At 59.9% G+C, this 25380-nt stretch carries 25 protein-coding genes and 1 pseudogene; 4 read left to right on the forward strand and 22 right to left on the reverse strand.

All coding sequences use genetic code 11. The features are described 5' to 3' along the window. Positions 1 to 4 precede the first annotated feature (4 nt). The 5 genes from H8S57_RS04190 to H8S57_RS04210 form a co-directional block, all read right to left on the reverse strand. The gene (locus H8S57_RS04190; RefSeq protein WP_369807594.1) at positions 5 to 802 is read right to left on the reverse strand and encodes a carbohydrate ABC transporter permease; all 798 of its coding nucleotides are present in this window, start codon (positions 800 to 802) and stop codon (positions 5 to 7) included. Positions 803 to 831: 29 nt separating this feature from the next. After that, positions 832 to 1710, reverse strand: coding sequence for a carbohydrate ABC transporter permease (locus tag H8S57_RS04195; RefSeq protein WP_243204682.1), 879 nt, complete (start codon positions 1708 to 1710; stop codon positions 832 to 834). 64 nt (positions 1711 to 1774) lie between these two features. Then, positions 1775 to 3067 (reverse strand): ABC transporter substrate-binding protein, encoded by a 1293-nt coding sequence (locus tag H8S57_RS04200; protein WP_186906830.1) that lies wholly within the window; start codon positions 3065 to 3067, stop codon positions 1775 to 1777. Between the two features lie 80 nt (positions 3068 to 3147). Continuing rightward, a complete protein-coding gene (locus tag H8S57_RS04205; RefSeq protein ID WP_186906831.1) occupies positions 3148 to 4242 on the reverse strand; it encodes a response regulator transcription factor in 1095 nt (364 codons plus the stop codon). Continuing rightward, positions 4217 to 6031, reverse strand: a complete 1815-nt coding sequence (locus tag H8S57_RS04210; RefSeq protein ID WP_186906832.1) for a sensor histidine kinase — start codon at positions 6029 to 6031, stop codon at positions 4217 to 4219. The genes H8S57_RS04205 and H8S57_RS04210 overlap by 26 nt, the downstream gene beginning before the upstream one ends. Positions 6032 to 6407: 376 nt before the next feature. On the opposite strand from H8S57_RS04210, the gene rhuM reads away from it, so the two are divergent. Beyond that, positions 6408 to 6728 (forward strand): RhuM family protein, encoded by a 321-nt coding sequence (gene rhuM, locus H8S57_RS04215; RefSeq protein WP_369807595.1) that lies wholly within the window; start codon positions 6408 to 6410, stop codon positions 6726 to 6728. 43 nt (positions 6729 to 6771) lie between these two features. Then, positions 6772 to 6963 (forward strand): hypothetical protein, encoded by a 192-nt coding sequence (locus tag H8S57_RS04220; protein WP_186906834.1) that lies wholly within the window; start codon positions 6772 to 6774, stop codon positions 6961 to 6963. Positions 6964 to 7029: 66 nt separating this feature from the next. On the opposite strand, the gene H8S57_RS04225 is transcribed toward H8S57_RS04220, so the two are convergent. The 6 genes from H8S57_RS04225 to H8S57_RS04250 all read right to left on the reverse strand — a co-directional run bounded on the left by H8S57_RS04225 (position 7030) and on the right by H8S57_RS04250 (position 13635). Beyond that, on the reverse strand, positions 7030 to 8049 hold the full coding sequence (locus H8S57_RS04225; protein WP_243204683.1) for a Gfo/Idh/MocA family protein: 1020 nt from the start codon (positions 8047 to 8049) through the stop codon (positions 7030 to 7032). Positions 8050 to 8088: 39 nt separating this feature from the next. Next, entirely contained in the window at positions 8089 to 8973 is an 885-nt protein-coding gene (locus H8S57_RS04230) for a sugar phosphate isomerase/epimerase family protein (protein ID WP_186906836.1), read from the reverse strand. A gap of 36 nt (positions 8974 to 9009) precedes the next feature. Beyond that, complete coding sequence (locus tag H8S57_RS04235; RefSeq protein WP_186906837.1) at positions 9010 to 9975, reverse strand: ABC transporter permease; 966 nt, start codon at positions 9973 to 9975, stop codon at positions 9010 to 9012. Then, on the reverse strand, positions 9962 to 10933 hold the full coding sequence (locus H8S57_RS04240; RefSeq protein ID WP_369807596.1) for an ABC transporter permease: 972 nt from the start codon (positions 10931 to 10933) through the stop codon (positions 9962 to 9964). Before H8S57_RS04240 ends, H8S57_RS04235 begins: the two co-directional genes overlap by 14 nt. Beyond that, positions 10930 to 12447, reverse strand: coding sequence for a sugar ABC transporter ATP-binding protein (locus tag H8S57_RS04245; RefSeq protein ID WP_243204684.1), 1518 nt, complete (start codon positions 12445 to 12447; stop codon positions 10930 to 10932). The genes H8S57_RS04240 and H8S57_RS04245 overlap by 4 nt, the downstream gene beginning before the upstream one ends. Positions 12448 to 12549: 102 nt before the next feature. After that, positions 12550 to 13635, reverse strand: coding sequence for an ABC transporter substrate-binding protein (locus H8S57_RS04250; protein WP_243204685.1), 1086 nt, complete (start codon positions 13633 to 13635; stop codon positions 12550 to 12552). Positions 13636 to 13873: 238 nt separating this feature from the next. On the opposite strand from H8S57_RS04250, the gene H8S57_RS04255 reads away from it, so the two are divergent. Both H8S57_RS04255 and H8S57_RS04260 read left to right on the forward strand, forming a co-directional pair. Continuing rightward, positions 13874 to 14746 (forward strand): AraC family transcriptional regulator, encoded by an 873-nt coding sequence (locus H8S57_RS04255; RefSeq protein ID WP_186906839.1) that lies wholly within the window; start codon positions 13874 to 13876, stop codon positions 14744 to 14746. Between the two features lie 231 nt (positions 14747 to 14977). Then, positions 14978 to 15973 carry a recombinase zinc ribbon domain-containing protein gene (locus H8S57_RS04260; RefSeq protein ID WP_256175597.1) on the forward strand — a complete coding sequence of 332 codons (996 nt, stop codon included), beginning with the start codon at positions 14978 to 14980 and terminating at the stop codon, positions 15971 to 15973. A gap of 38 nt (positions 15974 to 16011) precedes the next feature. Here H8S57_RS04260 and H8S57_RS04265 read toward each other — a convergent pair whose 3' ends face one another. From H8S57_RS04265 to H8S57_RS04320, 11 genes and pseudogenes are all read right to left on the reverse strand, one after another. Further along, positions 16012 to 17103 (reverse strand): LCP family protein, encoded by a 1092-nt coding sequence (locus H8S57_RS04265; protein ID WP_243204686.1) that lies wholly within the window; start codon positions 17101 to 17103, stop codon positions 16012 to 16014. Between the two features lie 178 nt (positions 17104 to 17281). Then, positions 17282 to 17896 (reverse strand): histidine phosphatase family protein, encoded by a 615-nt coding sequence (locus H8S57_RS04270; protein WP_186906840.1) that lies wholly within the window; start codon positions 17894 to 17896, stop codon positions 17282 to 17284. Further along, positions 17887 to 18243: a bifunctional adenosylcobinamide kinase/adenosylcobinamide-phosphate guanylyltransferase gene (locus H8S57_RS04275; protein WP_186906841.1), complete on the reverse strand. Its 357-nt coding sequence runs from the start codon at positions 18241 to 18243 to the stop codon at positions 17887 to 17889. Before H8S57_RS04275 ends, H8S57_RS04270 begins: the two co-directional genes overlap by 10 nt. Continuing rightward, the gene (locus H8S57_RS04280) at positions 18240 to 19007 is read right to left on the reverse strand and encodes an adenosylcobinamide-GDP ribazoletransferase (RefSeq protein WP_186906842.1); all 768 of its coding nucleotides are present in this window, start codon (positions 19005 to 19007) and stop codon (positions 18240 to 18242) included. The genes H8S57_RS04275 and H8S57_RS04280 overlap by 4 nt, the downstream gene beginning before the upstream one ends. Beyond that, on the reverse strand, positions 19004 to 19522 hold the full coding sequence (locus tag H8S57_RS04285) for a bifunctional adenosylcobinamide kinase/adenosylcobinamide-phosphate guanylyltransferase (RefSeq protein ID WP_186906843.1): 519 nt from the start codon (positions 19520 to 19522) through the stop codon (positions 19004 to 19006). The genes H8S57_RS04280 and H8S57_RS04285 overlap by 4 nt, the downstream gene beginning before the upstream one ends. Then, positions 19516 to 20589 (reverse strand): nicotinate-nucleotide--dimethylbenzimidazole phosphoribosyltransferase, encoded by a 1074-nt coding sequence (gene cobT / locus H8S57_RS04290; RefSeq protein ID WP_186906844.1) that lies wholly within the window; start codon positions 20587 to 20589, stop codon positions 19516 to 19518. The genes H8S57_RS04285 and cobT overlap by 7 nt, the downstream gene beginning before the upstream one ends. After that, the gene (locus H8S57_RS17995; protein ID WP_186906845.1) at positions 20586 to 21620 is read right to left on the reverse strand and encodes a sensor histidine kinase; all 1035 of its coding nucleotides are present in this window, start codon (positions 21618 to 21620) and stop codon (positions 20586 to 20588) included. The genes cobT and H8S57_RS17995 overlap by 4 nt, the downstream gene beginning before the upstream one ends. Further along, entirely contained in the window at positions 21617 to 22285 is a 669-nt protein-coding gene (locus tag H8S57_RS04300; RefSeq protein ID WP_186906846.1) for a response regulator transcription factor, read from the reverse strand. The genes H8S57_RS17995 and H8S57_RS04300 overlap by 4 nt, the downstream gene beginning before the upstream one ends. A gap of 128 nt (positions 22286 to 22413) precedes the next feature. Continuing rightward, complete coding sequence (locus H8S57_RS04305; RefSeq protein ID WP_186906847.1) at positions 22414 to 23004, reverse strand: helix-turn-helix domain-containing protein; 591 nt, start codon at positions 23002 to 23004, stop codon at positions 22414 to 22416. 471 nt (positions 23005 to 23475) lie between these two features. Continuing rightward, positions 23476 to 23673 (reverse strand): annotated as a pseudogene (locus H8S57_RS04315) (acyl-CoA dehydrogenase family protein); the annotation flags it as partial. Positions 23674 to 24070: 397 nt separating this feature from the next. Further along, positions 24071 to 25372 carry an SLC13 family permease gene (locus tag H8S57_RS04320; protein ID WP_186906848.1) on the reverse strand — a complete coding sequence of 434 codons (1302 nt, stop codon included), beginning with the start codon at positions 25370 to 25372 and terminating at the stop codon, positions 24071 to 24073. Between the last annotated feature and the right edge of the window lie 8 nt (positions 25373 to 25380).

A 25380-nucleotide genomic window follows, 5' to 3' on the forward strand; every position in this document is an offset into this window, starting at 1 on the left:
GCCGTCACCCCTTTAGCGCGCCTTCGGATATGCCCCGAAGTATCTGCTTCTGGAAAAAGGCGTAGAACACGATGACGGGCAGCGCGGCTATAATAAGCGCGCTGAGTATCGCCGTCCAGTCGCTGCTGTACTGGCCGAAGAGCGTGTTTGTGGAGAGCAGCAGAGTGTATTTCTTGTTGTCCGAGATGACTATGAGCGGCAGGAGGAAGTCGTTCCAGACCCAGAGGACATTGGTTATGCAGACCGTGGCGGTGATCGGCTTGAGCAGCGGAAATACCATGTACCGGAACACCTGGAGCTGCCCGCAGCCATCCATCTCCGCCGCCTCCTCGAGCTCCTGAGGGATGCCTTTTACAAAGCCGTGATACAGAAACACCGCCATGCTCACACCGAGGCCCGCGTAAACGAGCGAGAGCCCGAGCAGGGAATTTTTCAGCTTGAGGGCGAGGATGACGCGGTATATGGGTATCATGATGGAGCTGAAGGGGATGAGCATTGAAAACACGAAAAGCCCGAAGATGAACTTGGACAGGCGCGTCTTCGTCCTGCACAGCTTCCAGCCGGCCAGGGAGGAGAAGAGTATGATGAGCGTCACGCTCACGCCGGAGAGCAGGACGGTGTTGCCCAGGCTGCGGAAATAGTGCATCTTGTCCAGCGTGCGGGCGTAGTTTTCAAAGCTCAGCGATTGGGGCAGGGAGAGGACGTTTGTCAGCAGCTCGCCGTTTGTCTTGAAGGAGTTCATGAGCGCCAGCAGCAGCGGTGCGAGCCAGAACAGCGCCCCGATGATGAGCAGGAGATGCACGAGGGCTCCTCCCAGTTTCCTGCGTCTTTTCACAGCTCCGCCTCCCTCGACTTCATCACCCGGAGCTGGATGAGCGTTATTATGAGGACGATGACAAACAGGATGGTGGACTTCGCCGTGGCGTAGCCGTAGCGTATGTTGCCGCGGAAGGCCTCCTCATAGATGTTCATGGCGACAGACTGCGTGGCCCGCCCCGGCCCGCCGCCCGTGAGAGCGTAGATGACGTCGAACACCTGAAAGCCCGAGTTCAGCGTCCAGAACACGCATATGGTCACGGCCGGGAGGATGAGCGGCAGCGTCACCCGGAAGAAGCACTGCCTGGAGTTGGCTCCCGCAAGCTCGGCGGACTCAAGGAGGTCCTTCGGCACGCCCTGGAGCGCCGCCATGTAGATTATCATGAGATAGCCCACCGTGGCCCAGGAGGCGACTATGATGATGGCCGCGAAGGAATACCTGGGGTCGCCTATCCAGGAGTGGTCGAGGAATTTCATGCCCCAGTTGTCGGCCATGTAGTAGAGCACCTTCGTGAAGATGAACATCCACATGTAGCCGCCGATGACCATGCTTATCATGTTCGGCATGTAAAAAATCGTGCGGTATACCCCGCGTCCGCGCCTGCGGCTTTCGATGGCTACGGCCAGCGCCAGAGCGGCCGTGTTGGCAACTGCGACCATGACGGCGACATATTTCAGCGTGAACCATACCGACTGCCAGAAATACTTGTCCCTGAACGCCGCAATAAAATTGTCAAAGAGCACGAATTCATAGTCTTTGCTCAGGCCGTTCCAGTCCGTCATCGCATAGCCGATGCCCGCGACGGCCGGATAGAGCTTGAATACAAGGTAGACAACGAGCGCCGGGGCGCAGAACAGCAGCAGCCTCAGATTGGCCCTCTTGGTTCCGCTCAAGCCGAACACCTCCGTACATGAGATAGAAGGGCGGGTCGCGGCCCGCCCTTCCGGAAAAATTCTGTCAGCCGGCTATCGTCTGAGCATACACCTCGTCAAGCCTCTGGATCATCTCATCCTTGGTCACGCTGCCGACGTAGTACTCCTGGAGCAGCCTGCCCTGCTCATCGGTGACGGCGGAGGGCAGCACCAGGTCCTTATAACAGCGCCCCTCGGAGACATAGGCCGAAGCGTCCGCCACCCAGCTCGCGGGCTCATATGTGTGGCAGGTGGCCAGAGGGTTGAAGGAGCAGCTCTCGAAGAGCGCGGAGGAGTCGGCGTCGTCCAGGACGTAGTTCGCAAACTTGAGCGCGAGGTCCATCTCATCGCTGGACGGGTGGACGGCCAGGGTGGTCGATACGGAGAGATTGACCCTGGTGCAGTCCACGTTGTTGTTTATGGGCAGGGCGAACACGCCGAGCTGCATGTCCGGGTTCGTCGTCATGATGGTCCCGGAGGCCCAGGTGCCCTGCACGAACATGGCGGCCTCGCCGTTTGCGAAGGCGGCGGCGCCCGCCTCGGAGCCCTGCTCCATCGCGCGGTCCGTGCCGTGCTGCATGATGAGGTCAATGACATCGAAAATCTCGGCCATCTCGGTGTAGGAGCCCTCGCCGGCATTCATCCTGTCCACCCAGTCGGGGACCTCGCCGGAGACCTTGCCGCCCAGCGTCAGCGCGGTCATGAGCTGCGGCACCCACTGCTCTTGGAAGGCCAGCATGAAGGGGGTATAGCCGTTTTCTTCCAGCACGGCGACGACATTTTTGAGTTCGTCCAGCGTATTCGGGACCTCGAGGCCGCACTCCTCAAAGATGGCCTTGTTGTACAGCGGGCCCCAGGCCTGGCTCTCGATGGGCACGCCCAGGAGTTTGCCGTCGTAGGTCACCATGGCGGCCACGTCGGGATAGATTTTCTCAGCCAGCGCCTCGCCGGAGAGGTCCGCGAGGTGCCCCGCGTCGTAGTAGGCGGCTATATTGTTGCTGTGCAGCGTGAAGAGGTCGGGCGCGTCGTCGCCGGTCAGCCTCGTCTGGAGCACGCTCTCATAGTCGCCGGAGCTGGGCATCTCGAGATTTATGGTGAGCTTGATGTTCTCCTCCGCCAGCATCTTTTCCTCAAACTGCTTGCAGTAGGTCTCCCACTGGTCCATGAACTGCGGGAAGCTCATCATTATGTCGAGCTCGGCCTCCACTGGCTCCTCGCTTACGGGCTCGCCGCTGTCGGCAGGCGGCTCCGAGCTGCCGACAGGCTCCGACGGCTCTCCGCATGCCGCAAGCGCCAAGAGCATGCACAGCGCCAAAAACAGTGCCAGGTACTTTTTCATTGTGTATCCTCCTTTTCATTTTAGTCGCTTTTACCAATCGCTGATTAAAGAATACACAACTTTTGTGCAAATAGCATTAGCTATGCTTGACCTGTTTTGTTGTCTGTTTTTGATGCCGCGCGTATCTCGCCCGGCGTCATGCCGAAATATCTTTTGAAGCACTTATAAAAATGCGTCTGGTCAACGAAGCGGAGCATCCTCCAGACTTCCTTTATCGGGAGGTTGTACTCGACGAGGAGGACCTTCGCCCGCTCCATCCGGCAGGAGAGGAGGTACTCGGAAAAGCTCCCCTTGTACTCGGCCTTGAAGCTGCGGCTCAGATATTCGCGGCTGACATAGAAGTGGTCGGCCACGGACTGGAGGCTCAGGTTCTTGTCGTAATTTTCGCTTATGTACTGCCTGACCTGGCCGATATCCAGCCGCCCGCGCTGCCTCAGGCGCCGGGCGGCCTCGTCCGAGGCCTCGCAGAACCATTCGCAGACGCGGTTCAGGACGCCGTCCATGTCGTCCCCGCTGCCGAACACGTAGCTGAGCTCGCCGCCGCCCTCCAGGCCGTTCTCCTGCATGAAGCCCTGCAGCACGGCGACGAGCGAGTAATAGCAGTATATCGTCTCCGGCAGGCCGGCGTCGCCGCCTATCCCGGCCTTGAGGGCGGCAAACCGCTCCTGTATCACCTTCTTGTCGGCGCTTCTCAGCAGCTCGCCCAACTCATACTGGAAGGAGCGGAAGCGCACCAGCCAGGGTTTGCCCTCGAGTATGGCCTGCCATTCTGAAGGCTTGAGGGCGTCCGCGGAGCGCTGCGACACCGCCCGAGCGCAGGCTGTCAGCTGCTCGTTGAGCTCCGACTCCTTGATGGGCTTGAGCAGATAGTCGGTGACGCCGCACTTCAGGGCCTGCCTCACGAGGTCGTAGTCGTCATACCCGCTGACTATCATGACCTGAGGCGGGCACGGCGCGCTCTGGAGCCGGGAGGCGAGCTCAAGCCCGCTCATGCGCGGCATTTTGACGTCCGATATCACGATGTCCGGCTTGAGCTGCATGACCAGCTCCAAACCGGCCGCCCCGTCTTCCGCCTCTCCGACCACGGCAATGCCCAGCTCGCTCCAATGCCCCAGGGCTTTCACGACGTCCCGGACGCAGGGCTCGTCGTCAATTATCACTGCGGTGCAGTTCATTATTTCCCTCCTCTCCAAGCCTGTCCCTGAGCACCAGCGTTACGACGGTGCCCTCTCCCTCGACGCTCTGGATGTCCACGCCGAACGGATCTCCGCCGTCGCGCAGCCGTATTCGCATGTTCACGTTGGCGAGGCCTATGTGCCGCCCCGAGCGAAGGCCGCCGTAGTTCGCCGTCCGCAGCGTCTCCCGGAGTTCTGCGAGCTTCTCCTGCGGTATGCCGACGCCGTTGTCGGAGACGGTTATTTCCAGCCGGCCGTCCCTGCGCACGGCTTCGATGGATATGTCCCAGCACGCCTTCTTGTCCGGCAGGCCGTGCTGAAAGCTGTTTTCGAGTATCGGCTGCAATATCAGCTTCGGGACCGGAGCGGCCGCTATCTCTCCGGGCACGGCTATGCTGATGTGCAGTTTGTCACCAAACCGCTGCTTCTGGATGGAGAGATAGCTCTCAAAATAGTGCAGCTCTTCGGCGAGGGAGACGGTCTCGTCCGTAAAGTTCAGGCTGTAGCGGAGTATGTCCCCGAGCGCGGTCGTGACGGAGTATATCTCGGGCGCGTTTTTCCGCAGGGCCAGGCCACCGATTACCTGCAAAGTGTTATATAGAAAATGGGGGTTTATCTGCGACTGGAGCGCCTGCAGCTGTGCGCTGCGGCGGGCTATCTGGCTGGTGTACTCGCTGTCCACGAGCTCCTTGTTCTGCTTTTGCATGAGGTTGAAGCTGTCCAGCAGGAAGCCTATCTCGTCGCTGCGCCGGGAGCGCACGAGCACGTTGTCCTCAAAGGTGCTGCTGCGCATCGTATTGGCGAGCTCGACTATGGGGCGGCTTATCACGCGCGACACTATGGCTGAAAACAGCATCGAAGCCGCCACCGCGAGTATCGCGACAAAAATGCCGCTTACAAGAGTGCCCTCGAGCGAACTGCGTATCGCGCTGTCCGGCATGGCCTGGACGATATTCAGCTTGCCGCCGCTGACGGAGCGGTAAAACCAGTAGCAGCCGTTTTCGTGGGTGTGGCCGGAGATGGTCCCGGACAGCCGCTCTGCGTAACCAAGCGCCTCTTCCGCACCGAATCCCGCGTATTCGGACATGTCGGATTCTATGACCTCTCCCTGGTCGTTGAAAAGTATGATGGATTCCTGCGGTGTGGATTTGATGGCGTCAAGTATGTCCTGCACAAAATAAGCCCTCAGCCGCAGCACCAAAAGCGCATATGGCTCGCCGTTTTCAAAGCGGTGCATCTGGTGCATGAGAAGTATCTCCCTGCCGTTTCTCAGGAACACCAGATTGCTCTGGAGCGCCTCGTCGCGAGAGAGCCACTGCTCCAGCCGGCCGTCCGTATCTGTGAAAAACGTACTGGAGCGCTCCGCGATGAGGGCCTTGTCCCGGCTGAGGTTGTAAAGCTCTATCGCGTTTATGTTCCTGTTTATGCTGACGGTCTGGTTGAGCCCGGTTATGAGCTCCAGCTTGGAGCTGTAGTTGAGCTCGTCTCCCTGTAAGCACCACTGAGAGAGGGCGCTCCTGAAATCCTTGTCTATTTCAACTTCGTAAAACGTCCGCGTATAGTCCTCAATTTCCATCTCCAGCCGCTCCTGGAGCCATTCCACGCTCATCTTGCTGTCATATACAAGCTGCTCCTCCATCGTCCTGTATGTAAGCATCAGAGCTACGCATAGCACAATCAACACCGGCACAAGCGAAATCAGCGCCATGACCAAAAACAGCTTGCGGTACAGAGGCCAGGCCGTAAATCCAAGCTTGGCTCTTTTCAATTTCACCACCCCGCAGTTCATATGTTCGAGCTCATATGAAGTTTATCACACACGCCGGCCGCCTCGCCAAAAGAGAACTGGCGCAGCTCCGAAACATAAGCACATGGTCACGTTATCGCAATGATATCCTGATTCAAAAATATGGAGTCATCCTTCGGGTGAATGCCCCAAACGGCAGCATTTTCAATATCAGCCAAGCTATTCACCCCTATAATTGACTGAGAACAGTATACCACTCCGGGCGGGCACATCTCAAGTGCATCACAGTTTCAAAGCAAATTCTGTCATATCTTGTCGAGCGGTTCTTGTTGCACTGGGCTGTCTCAAAGGCCGAACACGCGGACGCGGGCGTCCGCGCGCGGATAGACGGGCTGTGCCGGGAGCATAAGCCGAAGAAGTGCCAGGTCGCCGTCTACAAGTCCGGCGCCGGAGGCCTCTAGACCGGCTCGTTACCATGTTTATCGACTACGCGCGGCTCATGGCGGAGGACGGACAGCCAATGAGCATGGCCGGCTGGCTCGGTCAGACGGACCGGCTCCTCGAGTTCAGCCGCTGCGACGTGCTGCCCGGCAAGGGCAAGGTCTCGCGCGAGGCGGCAGCGCGGTGCGTCTCTGAGGTCTGTGAGCAGTTCCGAAAGCCTCAGGACGCGGAGTACATCTCGGACTTCGACCGGGCCATGTCAAAGTATCTGAAGGCAGGCCGCGGGGATGGAGAATAATCTCCGCATCGCGGGATATTGCCGCATTTCCCTGGATGACGAAATGGATAGGGACAATGTCTCCGTTGAGAACCAGAAGGCCATCATCCGGGACTTTGTAGAACAAAAATTTCCCGGCTCTACCCTGACCTTTTTCGAGGACCGCGACCGTTCGGGCTACACTTTGGCACCGTGGGAACCGTTCTGCTTTGGAATGCCGGACTTGGCAAAACGGAAGGGGTGGAGAGATACATAATAACGAAAAACCGCCCCACGACACTATTTTCTGTCGCGGGGCGGTCTACTGTCTTGCCTGAAAAATTTAGTCCAGCGGAAGCTTTACGGGGTGGCCCTCTGCGGCAGACTTGTCGGCTGCAAACACGATGGCCTGGGTCTTCATGGCGTCCGCCAGGCTGACCTCAGTCTCCTTGTCGTTGCGGATGCAGTCGATGAAGTGGTCGATCTCCTGGGGGAAGGGGTGGTGGGTCACATCGCCGCTGTCCGGCGTGGTCACAGGGATCTCCATGTAGTCCAACTGACCGGGAATCTCCTCAGGAGAGTAGAGCTTGTTGTTCAGCAGGGTACCCTTATCTCCGTACAGATGCAGGTTGAAGATGTAAGGGGAGATGGTGTCGTAACTGCTGCCGATCTTGGCCATAGCACCGTTGGCGAACTTCAGGATCATCACCAGAGTACCGTCGAACTCCAAGTCTTTCCGACATCCGCTGGTGTAGGCGGTGACCTCCACCACCTCGCTCTTCATAAACTGGCGCATGGCATCTACGGCGTGACAGCCGCCGGCCAGCAGGGAACTGCCGCCCACGCCCTTCTGACAGGTCCAGGAGTAGCAGGGGTAGCTCTCGGTGACCCGGTGGAAATAGTCGGTCTCGGCGTAGTACAGATTGCCCAGATACTGTTGCTGGAGTTTTTTGGCCGTCAGGAACAGAGGATTCCAGTGAAGAACATAGCCTACCAGGGTCTTGACCCCGGCTTCATCTACTGCGGCCTTCATGGCCTTGGCGTCGTCCCAGTTCAGGGCGATGGGTTTCTCAATGAGGATGTGCTTGCCCGCCTTTGCGGCTTTGATCGTCTGCTCCGCGTGGAGGTGGTTGGGCGTGCAGATACACACGATGTCCACATCAGGGTCCTTTAGTCCCTCGTCAATGGTAGTGTACACCCGGGCATCGGGAACACCGCACTCCAAGGCCTTGGTCCGCCCCTTCTCCTCGCTCCGGGACACCAGCGCCACCACCTTGGAATAGGGGTTCATGGAGAACGCCCGAATATGCTCGCCAGAGACCCAGCCAGTCCCCACGATCATCACGCCATAGATCTTATCCATTGAAAACCATCCTTTCATTGCCGCCGTAAGCGGTGATTTTTATGAATAGTAAGCGGAAAACAGGCTCCGTGCAGTATCCTTTGCATATCGCAGGGTCTGTTCCACCAGATAGTGGGCGGGAGGTGTCAGCTCTACCACGGCAGTTCCATCAAATCCGGTCTCAGCCAGGGCACGAACCACCTCAGGGTAGTTTACATCTCCGTCCAGCAGATTGGTAAAGCCGTTGATATTGTCCACAGACATCCGATAATCCTTCAGATGGACCTGCTTGATGCGCTTGCCCATGGTGCGGATCCACTGCTGGGGATAGCCGAAGCGTTTGGCGTTGGCAACATCGAAGTAGATGCCCAAGTTGCTTCGCCCGGTCTCATCCACCAGCCGATTCAACTCCAGAGGACTGTACAGGAAATTATTCCATACGTTCTCGATTGCCAGATCAATGTCCGGTGCGTAGTCGGCCAACCGGGCCAGGCGCTCCTGCACCCGGTCATAGGCCGCCGGGTAGTCCATCTCTTCGGTGAGCATCCCGGGAATGACCAGGATGGTGGAGGCGCCGAGGATACGGGCTCCATCCAGCATCTTTTTCAAAGCGTACTCACTCTTTTCGGCGGTCACTTCATCCTCTGCCGTCAGAGGATAGATGGAAAAGCTAACGATGCCGCCCACACTGCCAATGGAGATCCCGCAGTCCTCCGCCATATGGCCCAGAGTGCGGATCTCCGCTTCGGTGGAGTGCATATTCAAAAGAGGATTGTGGTATCCGCTGATGTCCAGCGCATCGGTGACACCGCCGCCCGGGGCAGCGCCGTCCGCGGCGGTGAAACAGATCTCCATGCGCTCATAGCCCAACTTGGCTGCCGAGCGAAGGACTTCCCCCACACTCCAGGACATGGGCCAGCAAAATTGATTGACGCCCAGTTTCATCTTTGACCTCCATACTTCCCCTATGGGAAGGTTATCTTACCGTTCCTTCTTAAATACGCCCTGACCAGCCACCACGCCGAAGATGATGAGGCCCTGGACGATGAGTTTACCCACTTGACCGATGGAGAGCATGGTGAGCAGGGCGAAGAGGAGCATCATGAAAAACGCACCCAGCACACAGCCCCACACACCGCCTTTGCCGCCCTCAATGGCATTGCCGCCAATGAGGACCGCAGCCAGGGAGTTGTTGATATAATCATTGCCCAGGGACAGGGAAGTGGTCCCGATGTAGCCAGAGGCCAGCAGGCCGGCCACTACCGCCAGCAGGGAGGACAATATATAGGTAGAAAACTTGATCCGCTCCACCCGGATACCGCACAAGCGGGCGGCCTTGGGGTTGCTTCCTACAGCGTAGAGCTTGCGGCCGTAGGGCGTGAACTTCAACACCACCCACACCAGAAGGGCCAGGGTCAGCCAGATCACAGTGGAATAAGGGATGGGCCCCACCAGGAAGCCGTTGCCGATCTGTTTCAGCCAGGGGGAGACATTGCCGCTGGGTGAGCCCCCAGTATAGACCAGATAGACACCTTGGAGAATGGACATGGTGCACAGGGTCATCACGAAGGGGGCGATGTTCAACTTGAGTACGCCGATCCCGTTGACCACACCGCAGAGCAGGCCCAGCAGCAGGCACACGGCTACGGCGGGCAGGATGTTTTCATCCTTGCCCTGCATGATGGAGACGGCGAATACGTTGGTCAGGGTCACCATGCTGCCTACGGAAAGGTCGATGCCGCCGCCCAGGATGACCAGCGCCTGTCCCAAGGCTACCACGCCCAGGGCGCTGGCCTGACGGGAGATATTCATGGCTTGGCCCACCGTTACGGAGCCGGGACGCATGATCCCCTGGATCGCGAAGAGCAACAGGATGACTCCCAGCAGGATCACCATCTGCTTGGCACTTTGCGAGAGGTTGCGGGGCGCCAGTTTACGCTCTGTCATGCTTCTTCACCTCCACCATGGACGAGAGGGAGTAGATGATCATGGCGACCACCAGCAGAAGTCCCTTTAGTACGTATTGATAAAAATGATTGATACCCAGAATGTTCATCATATTGGAGAGCATTCCGATAAGAAAAGCTCCGGCGATGCTGCCCGCCACCATGCCCACGCCGCCGGTGAGGGCTGTGCCGCCAATGGCGGCGGCAGTGATGGAGTCCAGACCGAAGGTGGTGCCCACCAGGGGATCGCCGATCCGTATCCGGCTGGCCAACAGCAGGCCGGTGACCGCCGCACACAGAGCGGCAATGACATAGGTCAGCACGCTTACCCGTTTAGTCCGCACACCCATAGAGGCGGCGATGTCGGCGTTGTTACCGACGGCGTAGACCGACACGCCGGTGGGCGTGCGGTACATAAAGCGGCGGATGATGAGATAGACAATAAGCAGGATGAGGATAGACATGGAGAAGATACCGGCCCGAGCCATCATCACTTTTGCAAAGCCGGCATTGACCTTTCCGCCGGCCACAGGTAGTACGCCCTGGGCCACACCGGAGAGCAGAATCATCATGCTTAGGGTAGTGATGAGGGGCGGTACCTTGGCGTAGTTTGCACCTATGCCATTACACAGTCCGACAATCCCGGCGACCAGAAAGACCGCCAGTATACCCAGCGCCAGGCTGAGGCCCGTCCCGGGCTTCATCACCACGGCGGCAATGCAGGTGGACAAGCTAATGAGCGAGCCTACCGACATATCGATGCCGCCGCCGATCATGACTACCGTTTGTCCCAGGCTGACTACGGCCAGAGGAACACACTGGACGATGATGTTGCCGATGTTTTCCGCTGAGCGATAGGTGGGGGAGATCACGACCATGATGAGAAAGACTGCCAGTAAAAGCCCGTAAATGACGAACAGGCTCTTCATTTGCGGTCGAACGGTATGTTTGAGTTTCACGTTGCGCTCCCCTCCTTTTTTCCGCCGCTGGCCGCCTGCATCAACCGCTCTTCCGTGGCCTCTGCCCGGGGTACTTCGGCAGTGAGATGTCCCTCATAGAACATGAGGATGCGGTCGCTCAGGCCAATAAGTTCCAGCATATCGCTGGTTAGAATGACGATTCCCATGCCCTCCTGGGTCAGTTCGTGGATGATCTCATAGACCGACATCCGTGCTCCCACGTCGATGCCCCGTGTGGGCTCGTCCACGATCAGTACCTTGGGACCAGCCATCAGCCAGCGGGCCAACATCACTTTCTGTTGGTTGCCGCCGGACAGGTTTCCCACTTTTTGCTCCAGAGAAGGGGTCTTGATCTTTAGACGTCCTGCCTGGGCCTGAGCCTGACGCTGCTCCTCGTCCCCCTTGATCAGGTGGAATTTGGATATGACCCGTTCCAGAGCGGCCAGGGAGGTATTCTCCCGGATAGACTCATGGAGGATGAGCCCCTCACCTCGCCGGTCGTGGGTCACATAGCCCAGCCCGCTGCGGATGCGTCCGCCAATGGTCTGCTTGGGGGCTATGCTCTGACCGCGGACAGTGATCTCCCCAGCGGTGTAGCGCAGGTCTCCAAAGATGGCCCGTACGGTTTCCCGCTGGCCTTGGCCTTCCAGGCCGCCCAGGCCCACGATCTCTCCCGCACGGACGGTAAAACTGATATCTTCCGCAGCCCCGGGGACCCGCAGGCCCTTTACGTCCAGCAGGACCTCTCCAGGCGTGACAGCGGAGCGGTCGGGATAGATGTCGCTGAGGGTCCGGCCCACCATCATGGTGATCATCCGGTCCTTGGAGATATCCCCACGTTCCAGCTCACCGGCGTTCTTGCCGTCCTTGAATACGGTCACCCGGTCCGCCAGATGGACCACTTCTTCCAACCGGTGAGAGATGTAAATGATACCTACGCCTTGATCTCTCAGCTTCAGCAGAATGGCGAACAGTCGCTCGACCTCTTCTTCGCTGAGCGCGGCGGTAGGCTCGTCCATAATGAGAAGTTTCGGCTCACTCAGTACCGCACGGGCAATCTCAGTGAGCTGTTGATCTGCCAGCTTCAGGCTACCAACCTGGGCGTCGGGGTCCAGTTTGTACCCCAGACGCTCGTTCACTTCCATCACCTTCTGCCGCATGGTCGCCCGGTCCAGAACGCCCTTGCGGAGGATCTCATGGGAGAGGAACATGTTTTCCGCCACCGTCAGGTTGGTCAGCAGGTTGGATTCCTGATGGACGAAGCCGATCCCGTGGTCATAGGAGGTGTTGGGGTCGGGCAACTCCACTCGTTTTCCATCCAGCCGTATCGTTCCTTCCGTAGGAGTCAAAAGACCGCCCAAGAGGTTCATCAGCGTACTCTTTCCCGCGCCGTTTTCTCCCACCAGAGCGTGGATCTCGCCCAGTTCGCAGTTGAAATTCACGGAATCCAGCGCCGTCACACCAGCAAAACGCTTGGTGATCCCACTCATTTCAAGATAGGGATGCTCGCTCAATCTGATTCACTCCTTCCGCCCTGTAGAAGGCGAAACCTTGGTCTAAAATGCACTGGGGGAAAATTCCCCCAGTGCATTTGGAATCTGTGTAGTACGTTGTTGTCAGCCCAGGCCCTGGGTGCCGTCCTGGCCATCGCCGTACAGGGCCACGCGGTCCTCTTCGGACATGTGGGTGTTGGCCCAGAAGCTGTCGGACAGGTCATCGCGGACGTAATCGTTCAGCTGGTCCTGGGTGATAACGGGGATCTCTACCACGGTGTCCTTCTCGGCAGGAGCGTTGCCGTCCAGGATATCCAGACCAATGCGGGCACCCTCGGCGAACAGCCAAGTGGGCATGGAGGTGGCGATAGAGGTGAAGCCGTTTTCAGTGTTGTCGCGCCAGATCTTCAGGAAACCGTTGTTATCCTCGCCGGTCATGGGGCACAGGGGACGATCAGCAGCCAGGAAGGCCTCCACGGCGCCACGGGTCATGTCGCCGCCACAGGACCAGACGCCATCAATCTCGGGGAATGCGGCCAGCAGGTTCTCAGTCGCAGTCTTGCCCTTAGCGTAATCCCAGTCGGCGTATTCCTCACCCAGGACCTTGATGTCGGGATACTGGTCCAGAACTTCCTGGACACCAGCCCGACGATCCACGGCGGAGGACAGACCGGCCATGCCGTTGAGGATGATGATGTTGCCCTTGCCGCCCATCTCTTCGGCCAGCCACTCCATACCCACGCGGCCGAAGTCCTGATCCTTGGCGGACACGGAGGCATCATACTGGTCCGTGTTCACAGGAGAGACGCAGGTGACCACGGTGATACCCTTGGACTTGGCGTCTTCAATGACGGGCACCACGGCATCGGGAGAGATGGCCTGGAGCATCAGCAGGTCGATGTCCTTGCTGATCAGGTCCTGAATGTCGGAGATCTGCTTGTTGACGTCGTTATTGGCGTCCGTGATGTAATACTCGCCCACGCGGGGATCGCTCTTCAGGTAGGATTCCAGCTCATTAACGCACTGGACGCCCCAGGAGTTGCCCACCCACACGTTGGAGAAGCCCACCTTATAGGTCTTGGGGCCTTCCTCCATTGCGGCGGACCCGGCGGGATCGGGGGCGGGAGTTTCTTCCGAGCCTCCTCCGCATCCCACCAGTCCAAGGAGCATGACCAGTGACAGAGAGCCGACTGCAAGACGTTTCAGCATACTTTTCATTGTTTTTCGTCCTTTCCTGTTCAAATTGGTGGTGGTTATCGGCGAATAGTAAAATACACAAAAATGTTTCTGTACCGTTCGCCTTTCCTGTTTATAGTGTACACCTCATTTTTGTCAATGACAATTGCAAATATGGTGGAATTACTGACAAAAACGGCTTGTTTTTCAAGAGACTTCCTCTTTGTCCCAGCTTGTGATATACTATGGCACAACCAATGGAGGTGCTTGAATGGACGGGATCAATTGGAGTTATGATTTTCTTCCAGGCTTCCCTATGCACATTTTTCCCTTTACCGTCTCAGGAAACCGGGATAGCATCCACTGGCACCAGTACTACGAAATTGGCCTGTGCGTCAATGGACGGGGCAAATTTGTCTATATGAACAAGGTGTACAGCGTAAAGAAAGGCGACCTGTTCATCTCCAATAACTTTGAAAACCATGTAGCCATTGGCGAGGATGGGGAAGAGACGGAGTACATCTTCCTCATTTTTCTGCCAGAATTTATCGCCCATCCCCACGGGCGGCAGTTTGACCTTTCCTATCTTTCTTTTCTGAAATACAATCCTCTCACCTTTACCAATAAGATCGACGCAGAGCTTCCTGTAGCGCAACGGCTGTACAGCTTGTTCAATGAGACTTTGGCGCTCTACCAGGGAGATGACCCTTTTCGCCGGATGGAGCTGGACATCAAGGTGCGGCAGATTCTCCTTGAACTTTCGCGCCACTACGCTCAGAACAGTGAACAGGAGGATACCGGGGATGTTCTGCTGCACGTCAAGGTGCAGAAAGCCATCAAGTATCTGAACATCCATTACAGTGAAACTATCACCATTGACCGTATGGCAGCCCTGTTGGATATGAATCCTTCTTACTTTCGCCATCTTTTTAAGAAGTCCACCCAGATGTCCTTTAAGTCTTACGTTACCTATCTCCGCCTTTCCCAGGCTCAAAAGTTGCTTATTGCCACCAACAAGAGCGTCAGCGAGATCATTTCCGAGGTGGGATATAGCAATATCAGCCAGTTTTATACGGTCTTTCACAAGTTTGCCCATATGTCCCCGGCGGAGTATCGTCGCCAGTACCGCAACGGCCTGGACTGATTTGCGCCAGCCTTTTTGTGAATCCCAGTAAAACTGAACGAGGACACCACGGAGTTTGGCACCCTGCGGCAGGGCAAGTACACCCGCAAGAAGATCAATGGCAGGGAGCTGAAACGGGACGAGAATGACCATCTGGTATTTGAAAACCACCATCAAGCCATCATCGACTACCGCACCTTCGCCACAACGAAAGCCCTGCGGGAAAAGCGCACCACCTCCTGCTACAGGGGTGTGAAGATCAACGACAACATCTATTCCGGCTTCCTGTCCTGCGGCGACTGCGGCAGCCCCATGTTCGCCATGAGCCGGCAGGACTTGCGGGACGCCTACCGCTGCGGCGGGTACCACAAGCGGGGGGTGAAAGCCTGTACCAGCCATCACATCCGCGTGGACAAGCTGGATACGGTGGTGAAGGAATATGTCCGCAAGGTAAAGGAAAACTCCTCAGTCATGTTGGAACGCCTCAACGCCGACCTTGCCCGCGAGCAGGAGGACATCGGCGAGACCGAGCGCTCGGCGGAGCATCCGGCGGAAGTCCTCGCCGATTTGCAGGAGGAACTGAACGCCGCGAAGCGCCAGCGCATCCGGGATATCATGAAGCACCCGGAGAATGAGGAGACCCTGGAAGAAACCTACAATGATTTGGAAAGCGACCTGCTGCGCCGCATGGATGGTCTCAATCACCATATCACCATGACGGAGGACAAACGCAACACCATCATTCAGATGAACCGCATCGCCAAGACCGCCATGGAGGTATTCGAGGATATCCTTCAAAAGCCCAAGCTGGAACGCAATGATTTGGAGCTGATTATCGAGCAAATCAGGGTCTATGAGGATCACATCGAAATCCAGCTCAAGGCGGACATTGACGCCATTCTCCAGAGCGGCACGCTTCCGTCACAGAGTGAAGAAACCGTCGCCGCCATAGGGACGGAGGGCACCGCAAATTTTCCTGAAGGCATCGTGGATAGCTTGCAGGCCCAGTTCGTCCAATCGTCGAAAAACCGCTTGGACAAGGTCTACGATGTCAATGTGATCCGAAACGGAGCGCATCTGAAAATAGGCACACCGCCGCGCCGACGGCCCCGGCGATATCCCTACCTGCTCCGCATACCAGAAGCAGCGCTGCCCCTGTCCGGGGCAGCGCTGCTTCTGGTATGCGGATATCCAGGCCTTCTTCTTTTGCATGGACCGCCGGGATGCGCAGGTCCGCCGCCGGCATAAGAGACCAGGCTCCCGCGTCGTCTCCTCTTGCCCGCCGCTCAGTCCTTCTGCATGATCTCCAGCATGTCCGCCGTGAGGTCCGTGGTATAGGGGTTGAGGCTGTGGGTATTGACCAGCTCCAGCACCTGGTCGGGATAGAGCTGATAGCACCAGGTCCAGCCGCGGTAGGTGATGGTGCCGTCCCCAGGCAGCACCGCTGTGGTCAGTCCGGCCGAAAAGTCAAAGTCCAGGGCCTTGGTGCCGAAATAGGTCAGCGCGTTCAGATCCAGGTCGGTCTTCACGTTGTTCAGGAGGATATCGATATATTCCGGGAATTTCTGCGGGTTGGCGACGGCCTTTTTCAGCACGGCGGTGAGCAGGTCCCGCTGGGTCTGTGTGCGCCCCACATCCGCGCCGTTGTAGATGTCATAGGTGTGGACCTGCCCCGCGTCGTCGATATAGGAGTTCTGCCGGCAGCGGGCCACCTTCAGCGCGTCGGCGCCGGAGAGCCACTGGCTGCCCTTATTGTAGTGGATGTGCAGGTCCTGCGTGGGGTCGTCGTAGCTCATATCCACCGGCACGTAAAATTCCACGCCGCCCACCGCGTCCACCAGGCGGACAAAACCGCTGATGTTGACCTTGATATAGTAGTCGATGGGAAAGCCCAGGATCTTGGAGACCTCCGTCTTCAGCCCGTCGATCCCATTATAGGCGTATGCGGCGTTGAGCTTGTAGAAGTTCTTGCCGTTGGACTCCCGCACCCCGTTGATAAAGGTATCCCGCGGCAGTGAGACCAGCCCCACCGTCTGGTTCACCGTGTCGTACGTGGCGACCATCATGGTGTCGGTGTTGCCGTTGCCCTGGTCGCTGGCCACCAGCAGAAAGGTATAGGTATACTCCTTGCGCGCCATGGCAGGCTCCGGCGCCGGGGTAACGGCGGCCAGGCGCTCGTCCACTTCCGTATCCGGATCATCGGTGGGCTGTATGCCGGCCGCCGGCGCGGGACCTGTAAGCTCCGGCGGCCGGGCCAAATAGCGGTATACGCCGTAAAGCACCACGATGACGGCGGAAAGCGCCACCGCCACCCGGTATAGGATCTTTCCCACCCGCCGGGCGGGGGAAACTGCGCTCTTCATGACGCGTCGGGCCAAGGGAGACGCCCCCTTCTTTTGTGAAATGACAACACCGTTCCGGCCTTGCTTCGACCAGCCCGAAACACGGCCTGACGTCTGTTTGAAGCACTGGAAAATGGCGCAGGCGCGCAAACGGACGCTAGTCCAGTATACAGGTTCCGACGAACGGGGGCAAGGAAAAGTTTCACGGTTTCGATTATTTTAAGAAATTGCCGCCGTCCCCGGGAAATGCCTGCGTTACATGCAGCAGCAGGGTCTCCGGCTCCAGCTGAGCCCGGTACCCGCCGCAGTTGGGGCACATCCAGCCGTAGTATTCCCGCTCGGGACGGCCGTATTGCGCCAACAGGCCCATGAGCGCCCCGCCGTGGGATACCACGCCTACCCGTCCAAAGCCCCGGCGCCCGGCATCCGCGGCCACCTTCTTCAGGCCGGCGGAGACCCGCTCCACCACCTGTTGGGCCGATTCGCCCACCGGCAGGGCGGCAAAATTAGCGCCCCCCGGCGCACCGATCCAGGCTTGGTAGAGAGGATCGTCCTTCAGCTCCTCGTGGTTTTTCCCCTCAAAGGGGCCGAAGTCCGTCTCCCGCAGCTCGTCCACCACCGTCTGTTCCACCCCGGGCCACAGCAGCTGCGCCGTCTGCCGGCAGCGCAGCAGGGGACTGCGGTAAACATGCTCCACCGCCGGCAGCGTCGGCCCCACCTGCCAGGCCAGCGCTTCTCCCTGGGGGGCCAGGGGCACGTCCAGCGTACCGATGAACCGCTTCTCCAGGTTGCCCTGGGTGGTGCCATGCCGGATCAAGATCAGTTCCATGTGCCTTCTCCTTTCAGTACCATGCTCAATCCGCAGAAGATACGCTCCACACGTTCGGCCCGCGCCGCCAGGCGGCAGCACAGCCGTCCCACCTGCTCCCGGCGCAGCCGCTGCTCCGGGTCGGCGGGCACCACGCCGCTGCCCACCTCGTCGCAGATCAGGATAATCTCCGGGTTGGCCGCCAGCAGCTCGTTTTCCTCCAGCTCCGGCCACTGCTCCACCCCCGCGAAAACAGGGCGGCTGCGGGCCGTCTCCGGGTCCCTTGCCACCTGTTCCGGCCCCAGGCCGGTCTTCTGCAGCACATACTCTAGCTTCCCCTGGCCCGCACCGCCGATGATGAGGATCATCCAAACACCTCCAATCGCATGCCCACGGCCGCTCCCAGCACCACTGCCAGCTCGCACAGCTGCAGAAAGAAGCCGGCCAGATCCCCGGTGATGCCGCCGAACTGGCGCCGGGACATGACGGTGTAGTACAGGCAGACCAGCGCCGCCCCCGCCAGCGCGCCCGCTCCCGCCCAGGGGGAGAGCAGCGCCATGGCCCCACCGGCCGCCGCCGTCCACAGACCCAGGACGCAGCGCGCCTTCACGGCGTCCATCGGCGCGGTGAAGGCCGCCAGCAGCCCGCTGCCCCGGGCGTTGGGCAGCACGGCGGCAAAGAGGCCCGACAAGCTCCGGGACAGCACCGGGCCCAGCGCGAGCACCCACGTTTCCCGCCCGGCGGGCAGCGCCTCGCACCAGACGGCAAAAAAGCAGATCAGATACAGGCAGCAGCAGATGATGGCAAAGGCCCCCGTGTTGGAATCCTTCAGGATCTCCAGCTTCCGCTCCCGGCTCTGGTGGGAGGACAAGGCGTCGCAGGTATCGCAGAAGCCGTCCAGGTGGATGCCGCCGCTGACGGCCACCGGCAGCAGCAGCGCCCCGGCGGCGCAAAGCACAGTGCTCAGTCCCAGCAGCTGACTCAGGCGCAGCCACAGCCACAGCAGTCCTCCCGCCGCCAGGCCGACCGCCGGGAACCACCACAGGGCCCGGGACAGGCTCTTCTCGTCCCACTCCACCCGGGGCATGGGCAGCTTGGAATACATGGCAAAGGCAATGACCAGGCTTTTCACACCGCTTCCCCCTTCCAGCCGACCGGGATACCGCATACGACCTCCCAGACTTGCTCCGCCGCGGCGGCCAGCTTCCGCTCCAGACGCGCCAGCTCCGCCAGCCAGGCCCGGGTCTGCGCCGCGTAATCCATACCTCCGGCGTACACGTTGCCGGTGACCACCGCCAGCAGGGCCGAGCGCTCCGCAGCCCGGAGCACCCCCCGCAGCACCCGCTCCGCCGCGCCCGCGGCCCCAGCGGCTCCGAAATACTCGTTGGCAAACAGGTTGGGCAGATCCTCCAGCAGCACGGCGCAGCCCTCCGGCAGTGCAAATCCCGCCAGGTCTGCCGGGCGCTCTATCGTCTCAAAGCCCTTTCCGGCCCGCATGGCCCGGTGCCGCTCCACCCGGGCCTCGCTCTCGGCGTCCCACACCTGCATGGTGGCCAGATAGAGCTTGGGCTCGCCCCGCGCGCCCACCAGGGCCTCGGCAAACGCCGATTTGCCGCTGGAGGCGCCGCCGGACACCAGGATCAGCATTCGTCTTCCCCCCCCAGGGGCTGATACGCCTCGATCTTCACGTCGTCAAAACTCGCCATCTCCCGGTACACGGCAAGGCCCATGTCCAGCAGGGGCATCACCGCCACCGCGCCGGTCCCCTCTCCCAGCCGCATCCCGGCAAAGAGGAACGGCCGCAGCCCCAGCGCCTCCAGCACCAGGGTCCCGGCCGGCTCCTGCGAGGCGTGGGAGCCCAGCATGTAATCCACCGCCGCCGGGCAGAGACGCGCGGCGATGAGGGCGGCCACGGAGGAGATGAAGCCGTCCACCAGCACGGGAAGCCGGCAGGCCGCGCCTCCCAGGAACACTCCGGCCAGCCCGGCCAGATCCAGTCCCCCCACCTTGGCCAGCACGTCCAGGGGATCGCCGGGGTCGGGGGCGTTGACCGCTACCGCCCGCTCGATTGCGGCGATCTTCCGCCGCAGCCCCGCGTCGGAAAGCCCCGCGCCCCGCCCCGTCATGGTCACGGCGGGTTGGTCCAGCAGCACGCAGGCCACGGCGCTGGAGGTCGTGGTGTTGCCGATCCCCATCTCTCCGGTGGCCAGCAGGCGGCAGCCCTGCTCCTTCAGCTCCCGCGCCACCGCCGCCCCGGTCAGAATGGCCCGCTCGGCCTCCGCCCGCGTCATGGCGGGGCCCCGGGTCATATTGGCGGTACCCCGGCGGACGCACCGCTGCAGGATGCGCTCCCCCTTGACCGGCCGGGCCACGCCGATGTCCACCGGCACCACGTCCGCCCCGGCGGCGCGGGCCATGGCGCACACGCTGGTATCCCCGGTGGACATGTTCTCGGCGACGATGGCGGTGACCTCCTGCCCGGTCTGGGTGACCCCCTCCTCCACCACGCCGTTGTCGGCGCACATGACCACCACAGCCCGCGGGGCGGTCTCCACGTCCGGACTTCCGGAGGCCCCGGCGAGGCGCTCCACCGCCTCCTCCAGCAGACCCAGGCTGCCCAGGGGCTTGGCGATGGAATCCCACCGGCGGCGGGCCGCCGCCCGGGCGGCCCCGTCGGCGGGACGAATGGATGCGATCAGTTCCGGTACGGTCATTGTTTTAACTCCTCTCGTTCTCCCAGCAGATAAAAACGTCCCTTGGGAAAGATGATGGACACCCGGGTCCCCTCCCCCGCCTGCGAGGCGATGGAGAAGCCCAGCCCCAGCCGCCCGCACAGCGTTCTGCACAGGTAAAGGCCCAGTCCCGTGGAGCGTTTGGACAGCTTCCGGCCATTTTCCCCGGTAAAGCCCTTTTCACATACCCTGGGCAGATCGGCCTGCGGAATCCCCACCCCGTTGTCCGCCACGTTCAGCGCCACTGACTGCTCCGCCCGGCTCTGCGTAAAGACGAGCCGGGGGTGCTCGCCCCGATATTTGATGGCGTTGGAAATGAGCTGGCCCAGGATAAATTCCACCCACTTTCCGTCGGCGTAGGCCACGGCGTCCAATCCCTCCAGCTCCACGGAGAACCCCGCGGCGATGAGCGGCCGGGCGTACTTCTTCACCGCGTCGGAGGCCGCTTGGCGCAGGGCCATGGGGCGCACCACATAATCCCGCTCCACCGCGCCGCTCCGGGCGTAGAACAGCGCCTGCTCCACATAACCCTCGATTTGAAACAGGGCCTCCTCCAGCCCCTGAAGCGGTGGACCCGGCAGGTTCTCCAGGGTCAGCCGGGCCGAGGCGATGGGCGTTTTGACCTCATGGACCCAGGTTTCGATGTATTCCCGGTAGTCCGCCATGTCCCTCCTGGCGGCGGCCAGGGCGTCGTTCATGGCCTTGTTGGTCTCCTCCATGGCCCGGCAGAACAAGACCCCCTCCGGGAAAGAGGGCTGTTCCAGCAGCTCGGAGAACAGGTACTTGCGCTCCAGCGCGTCCAGCATGCCCATGGCTTCGTCGTAGAATGTCTTTTTGCGGATGTATTCCGCGGTCAGGGGCAGCAGTCCGCCCAGCAGAAAGACCAGACACAGCAGGGCGATGGCCCCCGGATGGACCGACAAGACCCAAAGCAGCACCGCCGAGAGCAGCACGGAAAAGCCCAGTCCCGCCAGATAAGGCGCCTTGTCCCGCCAGAACCAGCCCGCCGTCACAGCTGATACCCCTGTCCCCGGCGGGCGGTAAGAAACCCCTCCGCTCCCAGGCCCTCCAGCTTTCGCCGCAGGCGTGCGACATTGACGGTGAGGGTGTTGTCGTCCACAAAGGCGTCCGACTGCCAAAGCGCGTGCATCAGCTCCTCACGGGAGACGATGCGCTCCGGGTTTTTCAGCATAAGCTGGAGAATGCGCGCCTCGTTGCGGGTCAGCTCGGCCTCCCGCCCGTCCAGCAGGACCGTGCTCCGGCTCAGGTCCAGGGTCAGGCCCCGTTCCGACAGCACCGCTCCGCCCTGGGCGGGATAGGCCCGCTGCAGCAGCCGGCCGATGCGGGCCAGAAGGATCTGTGTGTGATAGGGCTTGGTCAGAAAATCGTCGGCTCCCAGGTTCATGCTCATCAGTTCGTCCAGCTCGGTGGAACGGCTGGTGACCACAAGGATGGGCAGCTGGGACTGCCGCCGCAGCTCCCGGCAGACGTGATAGCCGTCATACCGGGGCAGATTCAGATCCAGCAGGGCCAGGTGGGCCCCGCTGTACAAGATCTGTCCGGCCACATCCTCGTAATCGTCGGTGGAGGCGCAGACATAGCCGTACCGCTCCAGCAGCGCGGCCAGCTCCCCCCGCAGCGCGGGGTCGTCCTCCACAAGAAAAATGGTATGGGACATGGTATCCCTCCCTGCGTTGTGATCTTCCGGAAGCACGGAGCCCATCAACGGGCGCCGGGCGGTTCCGCGGTTCCTTCCGCATTATAGCAGAAAAAAGCGGCGCGTCCAACCCCGGACGCGCCGTCTGATCACCAGAATATACCCAAGATCCGTTCACTGATGGCATAATAGAGGGGGATGCTCAGAAAAAGCATCCAGCCCGGGTGCCAATTATCCAGCAGAAACCCTGTGATCAGGAAAACAATGACCACAATGATCGGATATACGTCACCCAGTCCCAATACCGCGCTGGCGGCAGGCAAAGCTACCATCAGCACCAGGGTCAGCAGCCACAAAAGCGCTTGCTTCTTTTTTTCAAACACCTTTTTCTGCTGCTTTTCCCAGGCCCGCTCCGCTTCGTCCCATTCCCGCGCGGCGGCGAAGACCTCTGCCTGCTCGTCCTCCGCCTCCTCCGCCGCGGCCGGTCCCGTCTGAGATGCATAGGCGTACTGGCTTTCGCAGCGGTCGCCCCCCTGAGCCGGCTGCAGCAGCAGCTCGTCCAGAGAAATGCCGTAGAGCCGGGCCAGGGCGATCAGATTATCCGTATCGGGAGAGGACTCCGCCCGTTCCCACTTGGAAATCGCCTGGCGGCTCACCCCCAGCCGGGCCGCCAGGTCCTCCTGGGATAACCCCCGCTCCCGCCGCAGCGCCACCAGCCGGTTTGCAATCTCTAGATTCATTCGCCAACGCTCCTTCTCTGTGCTTGTGCGTTCAGTTTACCAGATTTCCGCCCGCCGCGCCACCCATTTTACGTTTCAGCGTCCGCAACTATCGGTTGCGTGCCCCTGAAATCAGATAGATTCGCTTGCCAAACCGATAATGGATATGGGGGCCTCCCGCCCGCTTTCCCTTTTGATTTCTCTTTGCGGCCTGAATGCGTCCTTACCGTCATACAATCGGAAAGTATTCCAGCCGAAAAGTCCGGTCCTCTTGGGATGCGAACAAATATGGTGCTTCTCTAAACCTTATACCACTTCTTGTTCCCCTCCTCATGGCGTATAGATAGGCCGATCCACCGCCAAGCTACCGCCCAGCGCCAAGGACACCTGCCAGCGCCGCCTCCACCGCGGCCAGATTGTCATGGTTGGTAATGCTCTCCATTGCCGCACGGTCCATGGTGCCGTCTTCCTTTTACCGACACCACCCCCGAGGTAGGGCTCGTGGTTCTGTTTCTTCATCGCCGCAGAGTATACCGGCCACTTGGCGGCCTCGGTCTTGGCGTACATGTCGGCCAACTGGAACTGGGTGTTCTGGAACTGGGAAATGCGGCGGCCGAACTGGACGCGCTCCTTCGTGTACTCAATTGCCGCATCCGGTGCGGCCTGAGCTTCGCCGCAGACCTGAGCCGCACTCTTCAGGAACAGCTGTTTGCAAAGGACTTCTTCTGAAGAAGAGTACCATTGTAGATTCCACGATCCTTGCCGCCCCGTTTTCCGCAAAGAACCAGGACGGGCAGTGAGATCCGAATGCGCATCAGATGAAAACGGCAGGGAATGACGCTTTGGGTACAAAGCACATATCGGGGTAGATATGGATAGCGGCTTTTTGAACCGAAGGAAAAGCCGATTGCAAATCGCCAAAAGGGCAAAGCGGCCGTGCGCAGAAAGAAAGCGTCCTGACCGCAAGCCTGCAAAACAGGCCAAGCCCCAAAAGGCTGGGCCGCAGAGCGCACAGCAGACCATACCCCACAGGGAGCGTTTCAAAGATGGTATCTGCCGGATAAACGACAAGAGACGCGCCGCCAAGTCAGAGCGGCACGTTCCCCAGCAGAATGGTGACGGCCAGGAATGCCAGCGCGAGCATCAGCAGGCGCCAGCCGGAATAGCGGAAATGTGTTTTGAGGTCGATCCCGGCCGCGCCCAGCATCAAATGCGTGCTGGGCATGATCGGGCACGCCATTATGCTCATGCTGTAGCCGGGCGCCAGCGCGCAGACAGACTGCAGCGCGGAGAAACCGAAGTTGGCCGCCACGCCATTGATAACGGGCGTGACGCCGAAGCTGTAGGCAGTGAGCCCCAAAAAGCAGCCCAGCGGATAGGACAACGTGCCGAATATGGTGAGCAGATATCGGCTCCAGCTCTGTGGGAACACCGAAACGAGGGCTGTGATCATGGCGTTCAGCACACCGGAGTCATTGAGCACATTGCCGAACACACCGCCAAGCACCATGGCAAGGCAGATCATCAGTGCAGTGGACGCATGCTCACTGAAGTGTGCCATCTGCTCCTTTATGGTGCGGTAATTTACCAGGACCGCCACCGTATAGCCCGCCATGAACACAACGGCTGTATTCACGACATTCAAAAACAGCAGAATGAGCACGGCGACCGTAAGGACCGTGTTGAACGGCAGAAGGCGGCGCGCCCGCGCAGGCAGCTCCTCGCCCGAGGATTGGAACATGCTTCCATAGGCGGTCTTGTCGTTTAATCCCGCGGCGATGCGCTTTTTTTCCGTGTACGCAGTTCCCAGGAGCACCAGTGACAGGATGCCCGTCATGCACAGCAGCGCAGGCAACAGCTCCTGCCAGATGTCCAGAACATCCAGTCCCATCACAACGGAGTTCGTCAGCGTCACGGAACCCCATGGCAGGAAGCTCCAGATGCCCACCACGGCCGAGAGAATAAACGTAAGCACGACGGGCCGGATGCGCAACTTTTTATAGAACGGATAGAGCGCCGGAATCGTAACAAGGATGGTGGAAGGGGCCTGCCCGTCCAGATGGGAGCAGATGGAGACGAGCATCGTGGCGAGCAGCACGGGATAGATGTGGCTGCCGATGCGGCGTGTAATGCCGCCCACAATGGTGTCGAAGACGCCCAGTTTGTTCATAAGCGTAAAAAACAGGATCGCAAACGCCGCCATGATGCCGAGCGTTGCCGTGGATGCGATACCGTCCGTGATGTAGCCGCTGATCTCGTTTAAGGGGATACCCAGGCACAGGGGGATGAGCAGGATAACGATGACGAATGCCGCGGGCATGATAGTCTTGTTGCGCGCGAGGAGCACGATGAACAAAACGATGCCCAGCAGGCCCACCAGAGCAAGCATGATACAGA

Origin of the sequence: Lawsonibacter hominis, from assembly GCF_014287895.1 — a bacterium.
Classification (GTDB): Bacteria; Bacillota; Clostridia; order Oscillospirales; family Oscillospiraceae; genus Lawsonibacter_A; species Lawsonibacter_A hominis.